The 19,632-nt window shown below is 64.8% G+C and carries 23 protein-coding genes and 1 pseudogene; 6 read left to right on the forward strand and 18 right to left on the reverse strand.

Annotated features, from left to right (window positions below; genetic code table 11):
- Positions 1 to 17: 17 nt before the first annotated feature.
- The 3 genes from hemC to AOT87_RS22720 form a co-directional block, all read right to left on the reverse strand.
- Positions 18 to 941: a hydroxymethylbilane synthase gene (gene hemC, locus AOT87_RS22710; protein WP_057964862.1), complete on the reverse strand. Its 924-nt coding sequence runs from the start codon at positions 939 to 941 to the stop codon at positions 18 to 20.
- On the reverse strand, positions 938 to 2,278 hold the full coding sequence (locus AOT87_RS22715) for a glutamyl-tRNA reductase (protein WP_057964863.1): 1,341 nt from the start codon (positions 2,276 to 2,278) through the stop codon (positions 938 to 940). The genes hemC and AOT87_RS22715 overlap by 4 nt, the downstream gene beginning before the upstream one ends.
- A 111-nt stretch (positions 2,279 to 2,389) precedes the next feature.
- Positions 2,390 to 2,644 (reverse strand): glutaredoxin family protein, encoded by a 255-nt coding sequence (locus AOT87_RS22720; protein ID WP_030096502.1) that lies wholly within the window; start codon positions 2,642 to 2,644, stop codon positions 2,390 to 2,392.
- Positions 2,645 to 2,862: 218 nt separating this feature from the next.
- Here AOT87_RS22720 and AOT87_RS22725 point away from each other — a divergent pair.
- Together AOT87_RS22725 and AOT87_RS22730 are read left to right on the forward strand one after the other, a co-directional pair.
- A pseudogene (locus AOT87_RS22725) lies at positions 2,863 to 3,666 on the forward strand (HAD-IB family hydrolase); the annotation flags it as partial.
- Between the two features lie 85 nt (positions 3,667 to 3,751).
- Entirely contained in the window at positions 3,752 to 4,219 is a 468-nt protein-coding gene (locus AOT87_RS22730; RefSeq protein ID WP_057967839.1) for a MaoC family dehydratase N-terminal domain-containing protein, read from the forward strand.
- Here AOT87_RS22730 and AOT87_RS22735 read toward each other — a convergent pair.
- Positions 4,216 to 5,220, reverse strand: coding sequence for an AraC family transcriptional regulator (locus tag AOT87_RS22735; RefSeq protein WP_057967838.1), 1,005 nt, complete (start codon positions 5,218 to 5,220; stop codon positions 4,216 to 4,218). The two genes, AOT87_RS22730 and AOT87_RS22735, sit on opposite strands and share 4 nt — an antisense overlap.
- A gap of 109 nt (positions 5,221 to 5,329) precedes the next feature.
- On the opposite strand from AOT87_RS22735, the gene AOT87_RS22740 reads away from it, so the two are divergent.
- From AOT87_RS22740 to AOT87_RS22750, 3 genes are read left to right on the forward strand one after another with little or no spacing between them, the layout of a single operon-like run.
- A complete protein-coding gene (locus AOT87_RS22740; RefSeq protein ID WP_057967893.1) occupies positions 5,330 to 6,763 on the forward strand; it encodes a DUF1254 domain-containing protein in 1,434 nt (477 codons plus the stop codon).
- Between the two features lie 10 nt (positions 6,764 to 6,773).
- A complete protein-coding gene (locus AOT87_RS22745) occupies positions 6,774 to 7,118 on the forward strand; it encodes a heme-binding protein (RefSeq protein ID WP_057967892.1) in 345 nt (114 codons plus the stop codon).
- A complete protein-coding gene (locus AOT87_RS22750; protein ID WP_057967837.1) occupies positions 7,115 to 7,396 on the forward strand; it encodes a hypothetical protein in 282 nt (93 codons plus the stop codon). Before AOT87_RS22745 ends, AOT87_RS22750 begins: the two co-directional genes overlap by 4 nt.
- A gap of 10 nt (positions 7,397 to 7,406) precedes the next feature.
- Here the strand turns inward: AOT87_RS22750 and AOT87_RS22755 are convergent, their stop codons facing one another.
- From AOT87_RS22755 to proC, 8 genes are all read right to left on the reverse strand, one after another.
- The gene (locus AOT87_RS22755) at positions 7,407 to 7,646 is read right to left on the reverse strand and encodes a hypothetical protein (RefSeq protein WP_199345601.1); all 240 of its coding nucleotides are present in this window, start codon (positions 7,644 to 7,646) and stop codon (positions 7,407 to 7,409) included.
- Entirely contained in the window at positions 7,643 to 8,245 is a 603-nt protein-coding gene (locus AOT87_RS22760) for a DUF4352 domain-containing protein (RefSeq protein ID WP_057980223.1), read from the reverse strand. The genes AOT87_RS22755 and AOT87_RS22760 overlap by 4 nt, the downstream gene beginning before the upstream one ends.
- A 339-nt stretch (positions 8,246 to 8,584) precedes the next feature.
- A complete protein-coding gene (locus AOT87_RS22765; protein ID WP_057967834.1) occupies positions 8,585 to 9,514 on the reverse strand; it encodes a nitronate monooxygenase in 930 nt (309 codons plus the stop codon).
- Positions 9,515 to 9,606: 92 nt separating this feature from the next.
- The gene (locus AOT87_RS22770; protein WP_057964870.1) at positions 9,607 to 10,680 is read right to left on the reverse strand and encodes a lysophospholipid acyltransferase family protein; all 1,074 of its coding nucleotides are present in this window, start codon (positions 10,678 to 10,680) and stop codon (positions 9,607 to 9,609) included.
- A 22-nt stretch (positions 10,681 to 10,702) separates the two neighbouring features.
- Positions 10,703 to 11,767 carry an SDR family oxidoreductase gene (locus tag AOT87_RS22775; protein ID WP_057967833.1) on the reverse strand — a complete coding sequence of 355 codons (1,065 nt, stop codon included), beginning with the start codon at positions 11,765 to 11,767 and terminating at the stop codon, positions 10,703 to 10,705.
- 63 nt (positions 11,768 to 11,830) lie between these two features.
- On the reverse strand, positions 11,831 to 11,932 hold the full coding sequence (locus AOT87_RS28090) for an AURKAIP1/COX24 domain-containing protein (RefSeq protein WP_003402602.1): 102 nt from the start codon (positions 11,930 to 11,932) through the stop codon (positions 11,831 to 11,833).
- Between the two features lie 197 nt (positions 11,933 to 12,129).
- A complete protein-coding gene (locus tag AOT87_RS22780) occupies positions 12,130 to 12,390 on the reverse strand; it encodes a helix-turn-helix domain-containing protein (RefSeq protein ID WP_057967832.1) in 261 nt (86 codons plus the stop codon).
- A 142-nt stretch (positions 12,391 to 12,532) separates the two neighbouring features.
- Positions 12,533 to 13,420 (reverse strand): pyrroline-5-carboxylate reductase, encoded by an 888-nt coding sequence (proC, locus tag AOT87_RS22785; protein ID WP_191985241.1) that lies wholly within the window; start codon positions 13,418 to 13,420, stop codon positions 12,533 to 12,535.
- Positions 13,421 to 13,595: 175 nt separating this feature from the next.
- On the opposite strand from proC, the gene AOT87_RS22790 reads away from it, so the two are divergent.
- Entirely contained in the window at positions 13,596 to 14,840 is a 1,245-nt protein-coding gene (locus AOT87_RS22790; RefSeq protein ID WP_057967831.1) for a serine hydrolase domain-containing protein, read from the forward strand.
- Here AOT87_RS22790 and AOT87_RS22795 read toward each other — a convergent pair.
- The 6 genes from AOT87_RS22795 to AOT87_RS22820 all read right to left on the reverse strand — a co-directional run bounded on the left by AOT87_RS22795 (position 14,837) and on the right by AOT87_RS22820 (position 19,628).
- Positions 14,837 to 15,778, reverse strand: coding sequence for a R2-like ligand-binding oxidase (locus tag AOT87_RS22795; protein WP_057964872.1), 942 nt, complete (start codon positions 15,776 to 15,778; stop codon positions 14,837 to 14,839). The two genes, AOT87_RS22790 and AOT87_RS22795, sit on opposite strands and share 4 nt — an antisense overlap.
- A 68-nt stretch (positions 15,779 to 15,846) precedes the next feature.
- Positions 15,847 to 17,208: an FAD-dependent oxidoreductase gene (locus tag AOT87_RS22800; RefSeq protein ID WP_227465436.1), complete on the reverse strand. Its 1,362-nt coding sequence runs from the start codon at positions 17,206 to 17,208 to the stop codon at positions 15,847 to 15,849.
- Entirely contained in the window at positions 17,201 to 17,800 is a 600-nt protein-coding gene (locus AOT87_RS22805) for a TetR/AcrR family transcriptional regulator (protein ID WP_057964874.1), read from the reverse strand. The genes AOT87_RS22800 and AOT87_RS22805 overlap by 8 nt, the downstream gene beginning before the upstream one ends.
- A 66-nt stretch (positions 17,801 to 17,866) precedes the next feature.
- A complete protein-coding gene (locus AOT87_RS22810) occupies positions 17,867 to 18,310 on the reverse strand; it encodes a nitroreductase/quinone reductase family protein (RefSeq protein WP_057967829.1) in 444 nt (147 codons plus the stop codon).
- Positions 18,311 to 18,321: 11 nt separating this feature from the next.
- Positions 18,322 to 18,777: a nitroreductase/quinone reductase family protein gene (locus AOT87_RS22815; RefSeq protein ID WP_057967828.1), complete on the reverse strand. Its 456-nt coding sequence runs from the start codon at positions 18,775 to 18,777 to the stop codon at positions 18,322 to 18,324.
- A 44-nt stretch (positions 18,778 to 18,821) separates the two neighbouring features.
- On the reverse strand, positions 18,822 to 19,628 hold the full coding sequence (locus AOT87_RS22820) for a thioesterase family protein (protein ID WP_078284419.1): 807 nt from the start codon (positions 19,626 to 19,628) through the stop codon (positions 18,822 to 18,824).
- Between the last annotated feature and the right edge of the window lie 4 nt (positions 19,629 to 19,632).

The raw sequence follows: 19,632 nt of genomic DNA on the forward strand, positions 1-19,632 counted from the left end.
TCGGCGGTTTGCGCCGCCTATTCAGCTGTCATCAGTGCTCGCGCACCGAGATCGAGCAGCTCCCTCGCGACCGCGAGCCCAAGCTCTGCGGCCCGATCGGGGGTGCCAATCCCGGAGGCCCGAATCACGTCAGATCCGTCCAGCGCCGCCGCACATCCGCGCAACGACAGTTCGTCGAAGACGCGGCCATCCTCATCAATCGACTCGACCACCTCGGCGATCGCGCCAACCGGTGCGGTACAGCCCGCCTCCAGCTCGGCAAGCAGAGCCCTTTCGGCAGTCACCGCGGCGCGCGTGTCGGCGTGATCGAGTTCCGCCAGTACAGCCACCAGATCGGTGACCTCACTGCGGCACTCCACCGCCAGCGCTCCCTGAGCCGGCGCGGGCAACACCTGCACCGGTTCCAGTGTCTCGGTGATGCGGTCCAGACGTCCGATACGGGCCAAACCCGCCCGGGCGACTACCACAGCATCAAGATCACCATTGGAGACCCTGCTCAACCTGGTATCCAGGTTGCCTCTTAGGGGGCGAATTTCCAAACCGAGACCCAGTGCTCTAAGCTGCGCGGCCCGCCGCGGGGACGAGGTACCGATCACCGAACCCGTCGGCAACTCCCCCAGCACCAGTCCGTCCCGGGCCACGAGGGCATCCCGATAGTCCTCACGAGGCGGAATGGCGGCGATGACGAAGCGTGGGTCGGCCGCCGTTGGCAAATCTTTGTAGGAATGCACGGCAACATCGACGACGTTATCGGCGATGGCCTCGCGCAGAGCGGCCGTGAAGACCCCCACACCGATTTGCTCGACGGGTGCCGACGACTGGTCCCCGGCCGTCGTCACGATTACCAGCTCTGCCTCGTGTCCTTTGGCGCGCAGCGCATCCCGGATAACCCCGGCTTGAGTCGTCGCTAACAGACTGCCGCGGGTACCAATTCGGATCATCGGCTCTCTTCGTGTAATTCCTTTGTGGCAAGCGGCAATTCGCCGGCCGTGGCCACCGCCTCGACAGTGTGCGGATCAAGCTCGAACAGCTCGCGCAACGCCTCGGCATAACTGTCGCCACCGGGTGCCGACGCCAGCTGCTTCACGCGCACCGTGGGGGCGTGCAACAGCTTGTCGACGACTCGGCGAACTGTCTTGGCGACCTCGTCGCGCTCGGCCCCCGCCAGGCTCGGCAGCCGGCCATCGAGCCGCAGCAGTTCGGCCTCCACCACCTCAGCGGCCCGTTGGCGCAACGCGGTAACCGTCGGGGTGACCTCGGCCATCCGCTCACCGGTCAGATATCGGGCCACCTCGTCGTTGACGATCTGGCGAGCAGCGCCCGCATCATCGGCTGCCGCGCGCGCGGTGGGCTCACGCTGGATGCGCTCCATGTCCACCACGACGACGCCGGGTAGCCCGGCCACCGTCGGATCGACGTCGCGCGGCATGCCCAGATCGCAGAACACGAGTTCACGGCCGCCGCCCAGGGCGCGGTGAACATCGGCCAGTGAGATCACCGGCCGGACCGCTCCGGTACAGGAAACCACCACATCGGCTTGTGCCAGCGCCTGGTCAAGATGGTCCAGGGTGATCGCCTGCGCGTTCACGCCCGCCTCGCGCGCCGTCGCGGCGAGCCGTTGCGCACGCTCGGCACTGCGGTTCACCACCCAGAGGTTGTCGATCCCGGCGCGAATCAGCTGCGCGGTCGCCAGTGAGCCCATCGAACCGGCGCCGACCACGGCGGCGGTACGTCCCGGCAGACCGTCGAGCTTGCCGTCCGCAAGATTCAGGGCCACCGACACCACCGAGGCGCCGGCCGCGTCGATACCGGTCTCCGAATGCACCCGCTTGCCCACGCGCAGCGCGCTTTGAGACAGCTCATGCAATACCCGGCCCACCGCTTGATGCGTTTCGGCGGTGGCATACGCATTGCGCACCTGACCCAACACCTGCTGCTCGCCGATCACCATGGAATCCAGGCCGCTGGCCACCGCGAACAGGTGCTCGACAGCAGCCTCGCTGTACCGGACGTAGGCGTACTTGGTGAGCTCGTTCATGCCCATGCCGGCGTGGCGGGCGATTGCCTCACCGATCACGGTCAGGCCGCCGTGGAAGGCCTCAACCACGGCATATACCTCGACCCGGTTGCAGGTCGAGAGCACCATGACCTCTGTGACCAGGGGCGATTGCAGTATGTGTTCGATGATCTTGGGCTGATCGGCCTCGCCAATCGCCAGCTTCTCCAGCACCGGCACAGGCGCGCTACGGTGCGAGGCTCCGAACAGCAGGACACTCACCGCAGGTCACTCCGCTGACATCTCACTGTCCAGCTCCCTTGCTTTTGGTGAGGCTCGAACTTCATGCACGGTAGCCCGAAAATGGCCACTGGGCAAAATCCAAACAGCCTGTTATCGGTCACGTTTCAGGTCCGCCCGGAGCCGAGGCTCGTCTACTTCCCAATAGCTGTGCTCCTGACCGTCCAGCAGCACCACCGGAAGCCGGTCACCGAACTCCGCTCGCAAAGACGAATCTGTGATCGCGGCCTCATCTACATCGGTGACGGTGAGTGGGACCCCGAACTCGTCGGCCAGGGCCGCCAATTCACGCTGCGCACGCTCGCAGGCAGAGCACCCCACGCGTGTCAGCAGCGTTAGTGACGTCATATGTCAATTCTGCCACCGGGTCCCCCGAGTTCCCGCCACCCTCAGTAGGGTTAAACGGCATTCGGAAACGGCGGACAGGAAGGGCGGTTAAGCCGGTCATGACCAGCCCCCAGATCAACGGCGACCCCCCTACCGAAGGCCCCGCGGAGGACCAGCTGCTGGCCGAAGCGTTCGCCGAAGACGTCGCACGCGCCGCCTCCTTCGCCGAGGCAGACGCCGCGGCGGCCACCGAGCAGCCCACGGGTCCGCCGCCCGCTGATCTGACCGCGGCCGCGTTCTTCGACGTCGACAACACCCTGGTGCATGGCTCCTCGCTGGTGCACTTCGGCCGTGGCCTGGCGCAGCGCGACTATTTCCAGTACTCGGACATGCTTCAGTTCGTCTGGGCGCAGGCGAAGTTCCGGCTGACCGGCCGGGAGAACTCCGACGATGTCGCGGCGGGCCGGCAGAAGGCGCTCTCTTTCATCGAGGGCCGCAGTGTCGACGAACTCGTCACACTCAGCGAGGAGATCTACGACGAGACGCTCGCCGACAAGATCTGGCCCGGCACCAGGGCGCTGACTCAAATGCACCTCGACGCCGGCCAACAGGTGTGGCTCGTCACGGCCACTCCCAAGGAGCTGGCCGAGACCATCGCCCGGCGGCTGGGCCTCACCGGGGCGCTGGGCACCGTCGCAGAATCGGCGGACGGGGTGTTCACCGGCCGGCTGGTCGGCGACATCCTGCACGGGCCGGGCAAGGCGCGGGCCGTGCGCAACCTGGCCATCCGCAACGGGTTGAATCTCAAGCGCTGCACCGCCTACAGCGACAGCATCAACGATGTGCCGATGCTCTCCTTGGTGGGAACCGCGGTGGCCATCAATCCCGATGCCGAGCTGCGGGATGTGGCACGGCGCCGGGGGTGGGAGGTCCGCGACTTCCGTACCGCGCGCAAGGCGGCCCGAATCGGCGTGCCCTCGGCGGTGCTGCTCGGCGCCGCGGGTGGAGCCCTCGCGGCCGCACTGGCCCGTCGTGAGAAGTAATGATCGGCATTACCGCTGCTGATAGGCTCAGCGCCGCTTGAACTGTCTAGATTCGTACCTGACCTGCAGCGAAATGGGTTAATGCATGGCCATCCGCCAAGACATCGTCGGAACGCACTACCGCTACCCCGATTACTTCGAGGTCGGCCGCGAGAAGATGCGTGAATTCGCCGCGGCCATCAAGGACGAGTGCGAGGTGAACTCGGGCGTCGTGGCTCCCATCACCTTCCTGGCGGTCGCGGGCCGGCGGGTGCAGCACAAGATCTTCACCGAGATGGATCTGCCCATCAACGTGGCACGCGTGTTGCACCGCGATCAGAAGCTCAAGTTCCACCGCCCCATCAAGGCAGGCGACCGGCTCTACTTCGATAGCTACCTGGACAGTGTGCTGGAGTCGCACGGCATGGTGACGGCCGAAGTACGGGCCGAGGTGACCGATGCCGACGGTGAACGCGTCGCGACGAGCATCGTGACCATGATCGGCGAGGCCGAGGGCCACGAAACCGACGCGGCTTCCATGGCCGCGAACATCGCCTCACATCGCAAGGCTTAGCGGCCTCGACGGTCCTGCCGATAGGTGCTCGGGGTTGTCCCGAACCAGCGCTTGCAGCTTCGGGTGAACACACTCTGCTCGGCGTAGCCGAGCTGCCTGCTCAGATGATCGAGACTCAGATCGGTATCGGACAGCAGTCGCTCGGCAGCTTCCCGACGGGTTTGGTCGACGAGCTCGGCAAAGGTTGTGCCCTCGGCGCCGAGTCGCCGTTGCAGCGCCTTCGGGTGCACCCCGAGGTGTAAGGCGATGTCCCCCAAACCAATCGCTCCGGTCGGGAGCAGCTGCCGAATAAGGACACGGGCCAGCTGACTGGAATCCGGTTTGCGGTTGGCCTGAGTGCCCGTCAAGTAGTCGACGGCAGTCTGGTGGGCCAGATGATCCTTGGGCAACGACTTCTGCATGTCGGTGGCCCGCAGGGTGAAACCACCGACAGGCTCGCAGAAGAACGGTGAACAGCCGAAATAGCGCTGATACCCCGCGGCCGCGGTGAGTGCCTGGTGCGGTAGATGAACGGAAACAGGCCGGTAGCCCCCACCCAGGAAGTGATGCAGCACCCGCAGTGTGACACCCAGCGACAGTTCGACTGCCTGCGCCTGCGGAGGGGCGGGGGTCAAGAGATACTCGAACTCGAACCGGCACAGCGACGGATCCCGGTGCGCTGTGACCCGAGCGCCTATCGCCGGACAGTATGCGCCCATGAACTTTTCGAGAATCGCGAAGGCGTCGGCAACTGTGGCCGCCGTGCGCGCCGCCAAACCCACCGGCCCCAGGATCTCGATGCCTTGCCGCCGGGCCAGTCGGCGACCGAAGTCCGGCGCGTTAAGGGCCGCCGCGGTTTCCTCCAGTGCGCGAGCGCCGTTGCGCAGAGAGATGAACCGCTCGTAGGATCCGGCATCTGCCGGTGAAACCCGCGCTCTGCCAAGCAGTTCACTGCCGTCCCCGCCGAGTTCGGCCACCAGCTGGTGATAGTTGGTGAGCGCCGAACCACGGATCACCGACATGTCTCAAACTGTCAAATATTTGTCTTCCAATGTCAAGACAAGCAGGTGGGATGTGCTGCACGATCAACGTTCGGCGAACAAGATCGTCACAACAGGAGAGGGTGAGCCCGTGAAGGTTTGGTGTATGCAGTGGACCAAATTATTGGTCGTGATGAGCACCGTCGCATTGGCGGCGGGACTTACCAGCTGCTCGAAAGAGTCTGGTTCCCAGAAGCTTTCCACCGACGAGGCCAAGTCCATCGCCATGGACGCGTATGTATTTGGCTATGCCCTTGTCACCATGGAGATGACCCGCCGCGTGATGACCAACGTGGAGAAGGTCGAATCTCCGCGCGCCCCAATGGGACAGCTCATGCGGATGCGCGAGTATCCCAACGCGGCCTTTCGCGATGTCACCGCGCCTAATGCCGACACCCTCTACACGAACGCGTTCCTCGACGTTGGCAAGGAACCGTGGATCGTGAGCCTGCCCGATGCCCACGATCGCTATTACCTGCTTCCCATGCTTGACGGGTACACCAATGTCTTCGAGGTGCCCGGCAAACGCACGACAGGCACCGGCCCCCAGACTTATGCGATCACCGGCCCTGGCTGGAAAGGCGAACTGCCCCAAGGAATCAAGGAATACAAGTCACCGACGTCGATCGTGTGGCTACTGGGTCGCATCTACTGCACTGGAACCCCGGAGGATTACGCCGCCGTCCATAAGATGCAGGACGAAATCTCGTTGGTGCCGTTGAGTTCGTACGGCAAGCAGTACACCCCGCCCGCTGGCACCGTAGCTCCGAGCATCGACATGAAAACGCCCGTCCGTGACCAGGTCAACAATCTGAGCACCAAGGCATACTTCGACATGCTGGCCACCCTGATGAAGGACAATCCGCCCACCGAGGCCGACAAGCCGATCGTGGAGAAGATGGCCAAGATCGGCATCGAGGCCGGAAAGCCCTTCGACATCGACAAACTCGGTGCCGACACCGTCAGCGCCCTGCAATCGGTGCCCAAGGAAGCATTCGGCAAGATCATGGCGCACTTCAAGGACGCCGGCGAGAACATCAACGGGTGGGTGTTCACCACCAAGACCGGCGTATACGGCACCGAGTACCTACAGCGCGCAACGGTCGCCGCAATCGGGCTCGGCGCAAACCGGCCCGAGGATGCCGTCTACCCCACCTCGGAGGTCGACAACACCGGGAAACCGTATGACGGGTCACGTCAGTACGTGCTGCACTTCGACAAGGATCAGCTACCACCTGCCGAGGGGTTCTGGTCACTGACGATGTACGACGCGGGAATGTTCTTCGTCGAGAACCCACTGAACCGGTACACACTGAGTCAGCGCAACAACTTCGCGACCAGCCCCGACGGATCGGTGGATCTGTATCTGCAACACGACAATCCCGGACCAGGAAAGGAGTCGAACTGGCTCCCCGCACCCGAGGGAAAGTTCAACCTCATGCTCCGCCTGTACTGGCCGAAGGAAACGCCGCCGTCGATCATTGACGGCACCTGGAAACCACCCGCCGTACAACAAGTCCCGTAAGGAGATGTCCATGAAACTCGTTGCCACAAGCCTATTTACAGCCCTGAGCGCCGCAGCACTCTTCACCGCGGCGGCCGCGAATGCCGAACCCGAACGTCCGCCGAACTGTACGGCGGCCGACCTCGCTGGAGTCTCGGCGGGCGTCGCCGCCTCCACCTCGAGTTATCTATACACCCACCCGGAGGTCAACGACTTCTTCACGAGCCTTGCGGGCAAGCCGCACAGCGAGATGCAGAGCGCGGTGAAGGCCTACTTCAGCACCAACCCCGAAGCCGAGAACGATCTGCGCTCCATCCGCCAGCCCGTCGTCGACTTCCGCGAGCGCTGCCAGCTGCCGCAGGAGCGGCAGCCATGAGGCCCGGTGTAGCCGCGGCAACAGTCGCGGTGGCCTTCGCGGGGCTGCTGCCCATTGCGCTGCCCACGGCCAACGCCGATGTCTGCGTGGGCGGCGGGCGCCGAGTCTCGGTGAGCGGCTGCATGAACGTCGCCGACACCGTGCAGCGATACGCACCTCCGCCCGAGGACTACGCACCCTTGCCGGACGATCCTCCGCCCCCTCCCCCCGCACCGAACGTTCACGCGTGCGTGGGCTACAACGGCCGCTGGGTAAGTGCGAGCGGCTGCAACCCCTGACGGTGAGCGGCTAGCCGTCTTTTCCGAGGCCGGCGATGTAGTCGACAAGAGCCGTATGCAGTCGATGCCGCCGGAAATCGGCGGCCGGGTCGGGCCGCCAGAAGATCGGCAGTTCGTTATCTTCGGCTGCGCGATGACACTTCAGCAGCAAGTCGTCGTTCAGTGGTTCGGCAGCCCGTCGACGCAGCGCCGATTTGAGCTCGTCGGGAAGTGCCTCCCACACCGCTTCCGGCTTCAGATCCACGCTCACTGCGCCAGGCCGCTGTTGCCCATATCGGCCAAACTCAGCTGAGTACCCGGGGCCGCCGGCGAGTCGCGCAGGATGATCGCGGACGGCTCGGCGCCCTCGGGAAGGTTGAACGCGATGGACGCCACGATGCTGTTGCCGGGATCGATTTCCGCACCGAGCACAGGCTGAGAGGCGTTCTGGTCCGCATCCACGGTTTGATCACCGGCGACAAGTTGCTGAATGGCCGGCTCGAACCGCTGGCGATCGGTGCCGTCGTTGATCACGCGCACTCCGACCAGAACGTGGCCGCCCTGCGCATTCTCGGGCAGCCCAGGATCGCCCGCGACCAGATACGCCGTGACGTCGGTCACCGCGATGGCTAACTGGCCCGAACGCCCCTGATGCCCGAGGTCGGCCGCTTCGGGCGTCACCGAAGCAACTTCACTGACTGGCATCGATCGAGGGATGCTGATGTTTCTACCGTCGTCGAGACCCAACAGTGTGGCAACCACAATGAAAGTCGCAATAACGCCGCCGAACAGCATCGGCGCTGCAGGAAAATCGCCACCCCGGGAGAAGTGGGCAATGCCACCCTGACCCTCCAGCGAAGGTTGAGTCACAATACTAATCCTCAATTCGGGGTAGCGGTACAACAGCTGAGCGCCCCCGCGATTGACCAAAGGCTAACACTAATAGAGCCTATCGGCACGTCGGTACATTCGTTACCGACGAGGGCCAGTCGTTTGCGAGGAAAGGCCGCCAACACGGGGCTTCGCGCCGATGTAGCTTTGCTGATTTGAGCACAGCCCAGCAGGCTCCCCGGCGCGACGTGCGATGACGGCAGCAAGTGAGCAGCGAGGGCGCCGCACAGACGGGCTAGTTAGCGGTTGGATCTCCGTGGGCACCCCGGACCGCAGGCGGCAATGACGCGGCCGCCCCCACTCGGCGCCGAATCCTCGTCAGCTGTATTGGGCGGCGAGCTTGCCGATCACCGCGGTGAACTCGTCCATGGTGGTGTCGAGAATGTCCCGCACAGACTCGACCGCACCGATGCGCCCGGCCACCTGCCCGCCGAGTGGCACGAAAGTGTCCATATCGCCCCCGAAGTAGAGGTCCAACGGATTCCCGGTCTCCATGAGCGACACCAGATCCCGTCGTTCCATCTCTTCGGTGCGCTCGCTGCGCAAGGCGCGCAGGCCTGGCTTGGTCAGCCTGTTCAGTAGCACGGTGTCGGTCTCGCGCGCAGCGACCACCGCTGCCTTCCAGTTGCCGTGGATGGGTGACTCGGCGGCCGACATCATCCGGGTACCCATCTGCACGCCCTCGGCGCCGAGGGCGAAAGCCGCCGCCATGGATGCGCCGTCACAGATACCGCCGGCGGCGATGATCGGAACGTCCACCCGCGAGCGCACCAGTGGCAGCAACACCATGGTCGAGGCACCCTTGGGATCCTTGAAACCGCCGCCTTCGACGCCTTCCACCACCAGGCCATCCACTCCCGCGTCGACAGCCTTGAGGGCGGCCGCGAGCGTAGGGACGACATGAAAGACGGTAAGGCCGTTGTCCTTGAGGATCCGGGTGTACTTGTTGGGGTCGCCTGCGCTGGTCGTCACGAACGTCACGCCCTGATCGACCACAAACTGCGCGATGGACGGATCTCGCACGAAAGCCTGTGCGATGTTCACCCCGAATGGTTTGTCGGTGAGCTCACGCATGAGGCGAATCTCGCCCTTGATGGCATCGAGCTCGCCCGAGCTTGTTTCGATGATGCCGAGCCCGCCGGCTTCGCAGACGGCGCTGGCCAGCTGGGATCGCGCGATCCAGCCCATCGGAGCCTGCACGATCGGTCGCTCGATACCCAGCAGTTCGGTTACCCGGTTGGTGATCACGCATCGAACTTACGCCGCCCGCGCTGCGCCCCGCGGCGAGGATCTGCGATACGAAACCGCCGGTACACGGCGTATCGGCGTAGAGGGAAGGCCTAGCCGAAGAACATGTTGCGACGACCCGCGAGCAGCCGATACAGCGTCTGCTGGATGGTCTCGCGGACCTGGTCGGTGACCTCGAATGTCACCATCGGATCGTCAGCCGCCGTCTCGTCGAACCCGTCCGTGGGGATGGGTGTACCGAATTCGATATGCCACTTGGACGGCAGCGGCACCAACCCGACGGGACCTGCCGCCGGGAACAGCGGGGTCACCGGGAAGTAGGGCAGACCGAACAACCGGGCGATCACCTTCAGGTCGGCGATCATCGGGTAGATCTCCTCGGACCCGACGATCGAGCACGGGATAATCGGCGCTCCGGTACGAATGGCTGCCGCGACGAATCCTCCACGGCCGAATCTCTGCAGCTTGTAGCGATCCTTGAACGGCTTACCCAGTCCCTTGTATCCCTCGGGGAACACGGCGGTCAGCTCGCCCGCGGACAGTAGCCGGTGCGCGTCGGCGGTGCACGCCAGCGTATGACCCGCCTTTCGCGCCAACTGTCCCAGGAACGGTGCATCGAACACCATGTCGGCGGCCAGGTTGCGCAGGGTGCGGTTGCCGGGGCACCGGTCGTGCACGGCCACCGAGAGCATCAGCCCGTCGAGCGGCAGCACACCCGCATGGTTAGCCACAACCAACGCCCCACCGGTCGCGGGAATGTTCTCGACCCCGGTCACGTCCACCCTGAACCATCGGTTGAACAGTGGCCTGAGCAAAGGAAGCAGCAGCGATTCGTTGAGGTGCTCGTCGAATCCGAAATCGTCGACGCTGTAGTCGCCGCCGACTCGGCGGCGAATGAACTCAGCGACGGCGGCAATGTTGGCCGCGAGGGCAGTCAGCGACTCTTCATCGCCCAAAGGGGCGTTGCCCTGTGCCGCGCGAATCTCGTTGAGGTCGTGGATGACTGCGGCGGTATCCGCGGAATCTCCAGTTGGCGCATCGTTGGCCAACGATGACGGATGCCGCCGGCCGGCATCGGCCCGCGCCTCGGCCCGGCGAGCGCGTGCAGCATGGCGTTCCGAATTAACCTGCAGTTGAATGACTTTCGCCTTTGTGTCGCCTGCCATGCTTCTCACCTCCGCCCTATGTCTACGAACTGATCTTCTGCGCGAGAGCCACCGCGCGATCTCCCAATGAGCGTACCCACTCCGGCTCGATTACTGGAGTGATCCCGCGTCCCCGAACGTAGTCACCAAAGGCCCCAACGGTCGTCCACTTGGGCTGATACCCGAGTTCGACCTTCATACGGGTGTTGTCGATCGCGCGCCCATAGGCCAGCCAGTCACGCTGTTCGGAACTCAGCTCGGTGTACCGGGTGCCCTTGGTGAACGACGCAATTCCCGCCACCGCAAACGACGGCACCGGGATGCCGAGTTGCCCGGAACGGCGAACCGCCTGCGACATCATCATCATGCCGTCGGCCGCGATGTTGAAGGTGCCCGCCTTACCTGCCATGGTGGCGCGCTCAAGCGCGCCCAGCGCATCCTGCTCATGCAGCAGTTGCAGGCGGGCGTCGCGCCCAAACACGGTGGGCACTAGCGGGCCCGCCAGATAGCGCGCCAACGCGGTGTCCATACCGGGGCCGATCAAGTTGGCCAACCGCAGGATCGTCACCGCCACATCGGGGCGCCGCCGGGCCAGACCGCGGGCATAGCTCTCGATATCAATGCTGTCCCGTGCGAAGCCGTCGGACGGTGGACGGCGCGCACCCATCTCCTCGGTGAACATCACCGGATCCCGGGGACCGGCTCCATAGACCTGTGCGGTGGACTTGACGACAACGCGCTGCACAGTGGGCGCCTTCTGGCACGCCGCGAACAGCTGCATCGCACCCATCACGTTCAATTCCTTGAGCGCGGCGCGCCCACCCGAACGCGGCGAGAACGAGGCCGAGGCGGTGTGCACCACCGTGTCGACCTCGCCGTTGCGGATGACCTTCGCGATGAACGGGTTGCGGATATCGGCCCGCACGAACTCTGCCCGCCCCATCCTGCGCAGCAGGTCCTTGCTTGGGGCGACAGCATCTACCGCGATGACACGGTTGATCATCGGGTTCTGCACCAGACGCGCAGCCAGATAACCCCCGAGGAATCGGCTGGCTCCGGTGACCAGCACCACCCGCGGGTAGTGCAGATTGGTCTCACCGGCGCTCACGGACGAAGCCTATCCATCACGGCACCAATGGGCATCCCGAGCGGATGCCCACTAACGCAAGGTTTACTTACCGAGTTTTCTGCGCTGAACCCGAGTGCGGCGAAGCAGCTTGCGGTGCTTCTTCTTGGACATACGCTTACGCCGCTTCTTGATAACTGAACCCATGAACTCCTGCTAACTACTTTGAAATCGTCTTTACCGTGGACGCGTGCACAGCGGCTATTTCCCAGCCGTACACAAGGCGCCCTAACCCCAAAAAGGCTTACGCCAGGGTGCCGCATGACTCTACCTGCTGCGGCCTCAGGTCAGGAAACCGGCAGAACCGGCAGCCCCCCAGGGGGCATCTCCCGCTTCGAGGCGCCTTATCCGGCGTCGAAGTAGGAGGCCTGCAGCAGATCGTTGACCGCCTTGGCATGCACACGGAACGACCGGCCGACCCGCACCGCGGGCAGCTCGCCGTTGTGCACCAGCCGGTAGACGGTCATCTTGCTCACGCGCATCAGCGCGGCGACCTCGGCGACCGTAAGGAACTGAGCCTTGCCGGATTGGCCAGCGGCCGCCGAGTCCCGGCCCGGCTTGGCGCCGGCCCCGTCGCGCGCGGATGGCCCGTTGATTGACGTCATCGCATACCCATTTCCCTAGGCACGTGTCGTGCCGCCAATCTTCCCCATCGGCGGTACGGACACGCACGTGCTAGAAGGAGAATAGCGGGACCAGTGGGGTTACTGATACCCGTGTGGGCTAATTGATCAAGATTTGGTTAAATTACTCTGATGTGATTCCGAGCTGCTCGGAGCGTGTTTTTGCGGCTTCAACGGCGGCATAGACGCTTGCCCGCAAACCTCCACGTTCCAGTTCGCGCAGCGCAGCGGCGGTAGTACCACCCGGCGAGGTAATCGTTGCGCGGAGCTCGGCGGCGGTCGTATCGACCTCCGTGCGGGTCTGCAGTCCGGGGGCCCGATTTTCGTCCGTCTCAGCCCGTTCGAGCAGCATCGCGGCGGATCCGGCCATGGTCTGGATGACCAGATCGGTGGCGACGGGCCGCGTAAGACCCGAGGCAACCCCCGCATCGACCAGCGCCTCGACGAGCAGGAAGAAGTAGGCCGGGCCCGATCCGGACAGCGCGGTAACGGTGTCCATCTGCGATTCGGCCACCTTGATGACGCTGCCCACCGACTCCAGCAGCTCGGCGACGGCACTGAGCTGCTCGTCGGTCGCGAATCGGCCCTTGGCGACAGCGCTGACCCCGGCGCCGACAAGCATCGGGGCATTGGGCATCACCCGCACCACCGGAGCCCCGGCGGCCAGCTTGGATTCGAAGAAGCTCGCGGACACTCCCGCAGCCACCGAGACCAGCACCTGCTCGGTCTCCCGGTCGCTACCTTCGGCGTCCAGTTTCGCCAGCGCCGCGGCGATCTCGCTGGTCGCGCTCTCGACATCGGACGGTTTGACCGCCACCACAATGAAATCGGCACCTTCGACGGCATCCGCCACCTCGCTGACGCGGATGGAATACGCCTCTGCCAGAGCCTTTGCGCGAGCGGGGACCTTCTCGGACACGACGATGTCCTTGGCCTGCCGTCCGGCCCTCAGCAGCCCGGAGATAAGTGCTTCGCCGATATTGCCGCCACCGATGATTGCGATTCTGGACATGGCGACCAGCATGGCAGACCCATTAGCGCACCCGGAAACGGCTTTCTGAGCTCCAGAGCAAGGTGCCGCAGCGGTATGTAGGCAGCGATATGCACATTCGCGCCGATTTGTGACTATTCGCAGATCTGCGCGCAGATGGTGGCGCACAGTGGGATAACCGGACTACAAGTTACATATGTCACAACCGCAGCGTCGCGCGCAGACCTCCCCCGTTTTCGCGCCGGAATCCTGGGGCACCGGTCTACCGGACGGGGTACAGGGCTGGGCACAACCCGAGTTCGACCGGGTGGTCCGCAAGTTCGCGTCGATGTATGTCGGCCATACCGGGGGCGGCGCGCTCTGCGCCTACGTCGATGGCGAACCCGTGCTCGACATCTGGGCCGGTGAGGCGCGTCCCGGTGTTCCGTGGACCCGCGATACCGCACCGATCGTGTACTCGGCCTCCAAGGGGGTGACCGCCACCGTTATGCATCGCCTGGCCGACCGAGGGCTGCTGGCCTATGACGCCCCGGTCGCCCGCTACTGGCCGGAATTCGCCGCCAACGGCAAGGAGTCGGTCACGGTGCGCGATGTCCTGGCGCACAAGTCGGGACTGGCCGCGCTGGCTCCGATCGCCTCCACTCCCGAAGAACTTCTCGACCACGAACTGATGGAGCAGCGACTCGCCGCAGTGCCTGTCGGGCGCTACTACGGGAAATCCGCGTATCACGCGATGAGTTACGGCTGGATCCTGGCCGGACTCGGGCGTGCGATCACCGGTAAGGACATGCGCACGCTCTATCGCACCGAACTCGCGGAGATCCTCGGAGTGGACGGCATTCACCTGGGGCGCCCGCCCGCCGATTCACCGACAATTCCCGCGGGGATCTATGCACAGCTCGACAAGGCCGTGAAGACGCCATTTCTTTCTCGTGGCCTGTCCATCGGGGCACGCGTGGTGGACGCCCTACCGGGCGCGCGGGGGGCCACCGGAGCAATCCACGTGCCCGGAGCCGAACGGATCGTGGCCGACGACGGGCATGCGACCGCCCCGCTGTACGACACCCAGATGGGCGCGGGCAACGCCATCTGTACCGCACCGGCCCTGGCCAAGCTCTACGGCGCACTGAGTAACCGGGGAAGCGTGGACGGGCGGCAGCTGCTGTCCGCGGAGAAGACCGCCGAACTGGCCGGCGGGCGCGGGATCAGGCCCAATGTCGCTCTTACCCGCGATATCTGGGAGCTCGGCTATCACTGCATCCCCGCGCCGGGATTGGCGGGAGGTTTCGGGCATATGGGGGCCGGCGGCTCCACCGGATGGGCGGACCCGAACCGCCACATAGCTGTTGGGCTGGCACACAACCATTTGATACTTCCCAACCCGCTGCACAATGTGGCGTTCCCCCGGTTGTGGGCGGCGACAGTGCGGAGTGCGCGCTAGGCCGTGGCCGCAAGCGCCTCTCGATCCTCGGCAGCGAACGTGTCTTCCAGTTGCAGCGGCGAATAGTCGAGGTCGATCTCGCCGAGCGGACGGCCGCGCGCGCTGCTGATGGTCCCGAACCGGCGCATTCCCTTGTCGGCGGAGTACTGCATGAACTCGTCCAGCACGAGCCCGAACGGGGTGTCGGCGCCGTACAGTCCGAAGCCTTCCTCGGTGAGACGCAACGCGATCGGGATGAGTTCGTTCATGCGGGCCTCGAAGACCGACCAGTTGGCGTCATCGGCGGCCACGTGACGCCGGCAGGTGAAGGTGCCCCAGGCCATGTGCCGGCGCTCGTCGTCACCGATCCGGCGGATCAGCTCCTGCATACCGGGCAAGATGCCCCGGTCAACGCAAATCTTGTGCCATGCAAAGTATCCCGTGAGTGCCAGCATGCCCTCGACCACGTGGTTATAGGTCACCGAGGCGCGCACCTGTGCCGCCGGCGACGGGTCGCTGGCCAGCGTGCCCAAGGCATCCGGCAGCTCATCGAAGAAGATCTCGCGGTAGGCCGGAAGGTCGTCGAGGTACCCGTGCAGGTCGTCGCCGACGCCGACTGCATCAAGCCAGAGCCTGAAGACTTGTGTGTGCTTTGCCTCTTCAAAGGCGAACTGCGTCAAGTACATCTCGTCACCGAGTCGCCCCTCGGCGCGCATGGCCGTCATAAACGGCTGGATGTCCTGGGTCACCGACTCCTCGCCGGCGATGAACTGCGCGCAGAGCCGCGTCGCATAGTCACGTTCCCGATCGGTGAGCGCGTCCCAGTCCGCCCGGTCGCGCGAGAAGTCGATATCGGCCGGATCCCAAAATTTCGCATTGCCGCCGACGAACAGCTTGAGCGGCAAGGAATCCCAGTTGAGTCCTCCCTTGCGTAGCGATCCGTAATGTGTCCGCGTCATGAGGGCCTCCTAGTGTCGACGTTGACCTAGTGACCATCTTGAATGTGAGGCAGCTCACAATCAAGGGGCTAGCCCACCGGAGCCTGGTCAAGGATCACGCGGGTGGCCAATTCCGCACTCTGCGCTGCCCCACCGATGGTCGAGGGGAAGTCGGTCGCGGTCCAGTCACCCGCCAGGGCCAGCCCGCGCACACTGGTGCGCTGCGGCGGACGGGCGCCCGCCGTTCCCGGACGCTCACTGTAGGTGGCACGCGGCATCCGCACCACCTTGGCGTGCACTAGTTCGGCGTCCCGCGCGGCCGGATAGTAGTTGCGCAGGAAGCGCATACACGTCTCGATGATCTCGCCGCTCGACGACAGCGAGTTCAGTTCGTACGCGGCGCTGACCGTGATCTCGTACGAGTACAGCCCACGTTCACTACCGTCGTATCCCACCATCTTCTGCCGATCGAAGACCTGCTCGACCACGCCCTCACCACCCACAAGAGCATCGAGGACGGTCGTCAGCCCGAGCGACTTGTTGAGATACAGGTAGACGCTCACCAGCGGAGCGGGAACGAGCTTGGCTGCCGCACTGTACAACTGCTCGTGGCCGGGGACGGCGTCAAGCAATCCCTCCACGGCCCACGGCGGGACCGCACAGATCACCGCGTCGGCCGGTATGAACTCACCATCGGTCAGCGATACACCAGAAACAGCATTGCCGTGCAACACGATTGATTTCACTCCTGCGCGGCCCCGCACCTCGCAACCGTGATTGGCGAGCATCTTCTCGGCACCGGTGACGAACAGCGAGGTGAAGTCGACCGTGGAGTACAGCAATGTTCCGTTGCGGGCCGCCCCGCGCCCCCGCCGGGCCATGGTGACCAGAAGATTCCGGAAAGCGCTGGCGGAGATCAGATCCGGCTTCTCGTTGTGCGCGCCGATGATCAAGAAATCAATCCAGGTGTCACGCGCGACCTTGGGCATCCCGATGCGGTCGAGCCACTCTCGCGCGGTAATGGCGTCCAGATCACCGGGTGGGCGAACGCAATCCCTGACGATCCGCAGATAAGCGCGCCATACCCGAAGCCGGTCCCCGATGCTCGCCGCGGGCAGCCACGCGAATGTGCGGAACAGTGAGGTGTCGTCCACCTCTCCCCCGGGCAGCAGCCGTCGCGCATAGGTTCCGGACTCAGCGGCCAAAAGATCTCGCGCCCCTATGGTTTCGAGGTAACGCAACAGCTCTTCCATCGAGCCGGACATGACGTGGACACCGTTATCGGCGACGTCGTCGACCTGGGGTATCTCGATGGAATGGGTGCGCCCACCGAGGGTGGCCCGACGTTCCAGCAGGGTCACCCGGAACCCGGCCTCAGCCATCCACACCGCCGAGGCGAGCCCCGCCACCCCGGCGCCGATCACCACGCAGTGTTGGGAAGTGTCAATCACGCGCGGCACCCAGCCCATGCGTGATGTAGTCGGCGAAGTAACGGCGCACCGCCGCCGGATCGGACAGATCGATCACGATGGGTGGCAGCACCTCGATGCTCATCAGGGTTCTGATGATCCACTCGGCGGCCTCCTCCGGGACGATGCGACCTGGAATCTCCTTACGCTCCTGCGCTTCCCGTATGCGGGGTGTCCAGAACGCGACCGAGCGCGCCATCAGGTCCTCGCCGCGCTCATCCAGGATGAGGTCCAGCAGATCGGTGGTGTGCAGGGCGAGATGATCCGTCCATCGGCGGTGCTCGCAGATTCCCGAGGCGGCGGCCGCGACCTGATCGACCAGCGTGGTCTCCGCACCCACCGCCGCTGCGAAGAAGTCGATGAAAGCGTCTGCGAGATAACCGAATGCGGTGTCGATGGCGGCCTGCTTACCGCCGAACCAGTTGTAGAGGGTGCTCCGCGACACCCCGGCCTGCTCGGCCGCCGCGGACAGATTGAACCGCTGCATGCCCGATCGCACCAACGTCATGGCGACTGCGGCAACTATGGGCTCGGGGATGTCCTCGCGGGGACTATCGGACGCCGCCACCTTCATGTTGGACACAATATGAAAAAGTGTCCAACCCGTCAATGGTCGTTTTCGCGGGCCGGCCCGCGGCGGTTAGGCGGGTACGCAGATGATGACCGGAATATCCCGGTCGGTGTTCTTCTGATATCCCGCATAGCCGGGGTTGGCCTTGACGATCGCCGGCCACAGCGCGGCCTTTTCTTCGGGCGAGGCGGTGTGCGCCGTGAAGGGACGCGCGACATCGTCCACCGCGATCTCGACGGCCGGGTTGGCCACCAGATTCTTGTACCAGGCCGGGTTCTCGGACCCTCCGCCGTAGGAGGCCACCAGCACCACCTTGCCGGGTTCGTAGATCGGCGCGGTCAGCAGCGTGCCGCGACGCTGCCCCGTCTTACTGCCGATGGTGTACAGCTCCACCGGCTGCATACCCAGCAGCTTCTTGGGGTACCGGCCGCCGGTCAGCGCCAGCACGAGGCGGTGCCCGTTCTCCAGACCCCAGGCGCCGAGCCGGATGGCCCAATCGGGTTGCTTGCTCATCGAAATGCTCCTTAGACCGGTTCGCAAATGACGACGGGGATGTCCCGGGTGGTGCTGCGCTGATATCCCGCGTACGGGTTACCGAATCCCCGGGTGATCTCCGGCCACAGCTCGGCCTTCTCCGCTGCCGACGCGGTACGCGCGATGTACGGCTTCGTCTCTCCGCGCACGGTGATCTCGACGTTCGGATTGGCGACGAGGTTCAAGTACCAGGCCGGATTGTGCGAGGCCCCGCCCAGCGAGGCGATCACGACGATCCGTTCCGGCGTGAAGATGGGCGAACTCAACAGGGAGGAGCGGCGCTCACCGGACTTGCGCCCGATGGTGTGCAACTCCAGTGTGGGCATGAAACCGAGCTTGTGCGGCCAGCGACCGCCGGTGAGTTTCAGCAGGGCGCGGTGCCCATTCTCCAGCACCCAGGCGCCTCCCTCGGCGGCCCAGTCAGGCGTCTTCTGCTTGTCACCCATGCCTGATACTCCTTTGACGAGATCCCCTACGGAAGGTACACCGATCAGTTCGCCGGCACCATGGCGAGCTGGCGAGACTGCACCACCAGAGCGCCCTCGGAGTCGATGACCGTGTGTTCGGAATCAAACCAGTGCTGGCCGATCTGGTTGGTACTGCACAACACTCGCAGCCAACCGTCCGCGGGCAACGTACGCAGATACGTGGTCAGCTGCACGGTGGGTGCCCAGCCGAAACGCCCCAGCGGGAACGTCACCGGTACCGAGATGTCACCGCACACCAATGCGAACAACCCGTCTGGCGCCATATCGCGCGGTCGTGCCCACAGCACGATCTCGGGCTTGCCCCGCTCGCTCAGGTCGCTCATGGACCGCAACGAGGGCCGAACGTCGATCCCGCCGAACAGGTGAAAGATCTCCCCCATCGGATGACCCTCGGCGATCGGGGCCACCCCCGGCGGCGGTTCAGCGGGCAGCTGCGTGAGTGCGGGCGGCAGGGCCGTCAGCAGCGGGCCCACGTGCTGCTCGGGCGTGCCCAGGGTGACCACGGCGTGCACCGCGGTGCGGCCGTCCTGGACGAGTTCGGCATCCACGAGCGAGATCTGCCGTCCCCGCTTACGCACCGATGTGCGCACCTGCATGTCACCGGGCGAGGGCGCGAACAGATAGCTTGCGCTGACGGCGATGGGCTCGCTCTCGCCGAGCGTCTCGCGCGCCGCACCGGCAAGCAACGCAAGCATGACGCCGCCGTGCAGCTTGGGTCCGATGGTCCAGGTGTCATTCAGGTGCGCGTCAAACAGGCCGTCGCCCGCGGGCGTGAGGGCCATTGCTTGCGCGAAGGGAGCGTTAACCACGCCG

Origin of the sequence: Mycobacteroides sp. H003, from assembly GCF_001440135.1 — a bacterium.
Lineage (GTDB): Bacteria > Actinomycetota > Actinomycetes > Mycobacteriales > Mycobacteriaceae > Mycobacterium > Mycobacterium gwanakae.

Bases quoted from the DNA above. Each gene is read 5' to 3' on its own strand.
- proC (WP_191985241.1), bottom strand. From the start codon at position 13,420: ATGTCCAGAATCGCAATCATCGGTGGCGGCAATATCGGCGAAGCACTT.
- AOT87_RS22720 (WP_030096502.1), bottom strand. From the start codon at position 2,644: ATGACGTCACTAACGCTGCTGACACGCGTGGGGTGCTCTGCCTGCGAG.
- AOT87_RS22745 (WP_057967892.1), top strand. From the start codon at position 6,774: ATGAAACTCGTTGCCACAAGCCTATTTACAGCCCTGAGCGCCGCAGCA.
- hemC (WP_057964862.1), bottom strand. From the start codon at position 941: ATGATCCGAATTGGTACCCGCGGCAGTCTGTTAGCGACGACTCAAGCC.
- AOT87_RS22750 (WP_057967837.1), top strand. From the start codon at position 7,115: ATGAGGCCCGGTGTAGCCGCGGCAACAGTCGCGGTGGCCTTCGCGGGG.
- AOT87_RS22730 (WP_057967839.1), top strand. From the start codon at position 3,752: ATGGCCATCCGCCAAGACATCGTCGGAACGCACTACCGCTACCCCGAT.
- AOT87_RS22735 (WP_057967838.1), bottom strand. From the start codon at position 5,220: ATGTCGGTGATCCGTGGTTCGGCGCTCACCAACTATCACCAGCTGGTG.
- AOT87_RS22805 (WP_057964874.1), bottom strand. From the start codon at position 17,800: ATGAAGGTGGCGGCGTCCGATAGTCCCCGCGAGGACATCCCCGAGCCC.
- AOT87_RS22790 (WP_057967831.1), top strand. From the start codon at position 13,596: ATGTCACAACCGCAGCGTCGCGCGCAGACCTCCCCCGTTTTCGCGCCG.
- AOT87_RS22780 (WP_057967832.1), bottom strand. From the start codon at position 12,390: ATGACGTCAATCAACGGGCCATCCGCGCGCGACGGGGCCGGCGCCAAG.
- AOT87_RS22815 (WP_057967828.1), bottom strand. From the start codon at position 18,777: ATGGGTGACAAGCAGAAGACGCCTGACTGGGCCGCCGAGGGAGGCGCC.
- AOT87_RS22770 (WP_057964870.1), bottom strand. From the start codon at position 10,680: ATGGCAGGCGACACAAAGGCGAAAGTCATTCAACTGCAGGTTAATTCG.
- AOT87_RS22795 (WP_057964872.1), bottom strand. From the start codon at position 15,778: ATGACGCGGACACATTACGGATCGCTACGCAAGGGAGGACTCAACTGG.
- AOT87_RS22810 (WP_057967829.1), bottom strand. From the start codon at position 18,310: ATGAGCAAGCAACCCGATTGGGCCATCCGGCTCGGCGCCTGGGGTCTG.
- AOT87_RS28090 (WP_003402602.1), bottom strand. From the start codon at position 11,932: ATGGGTTCAGTTATCAAGAAGCGGCGTAAGCGTATGTCCAAGAAGAAG.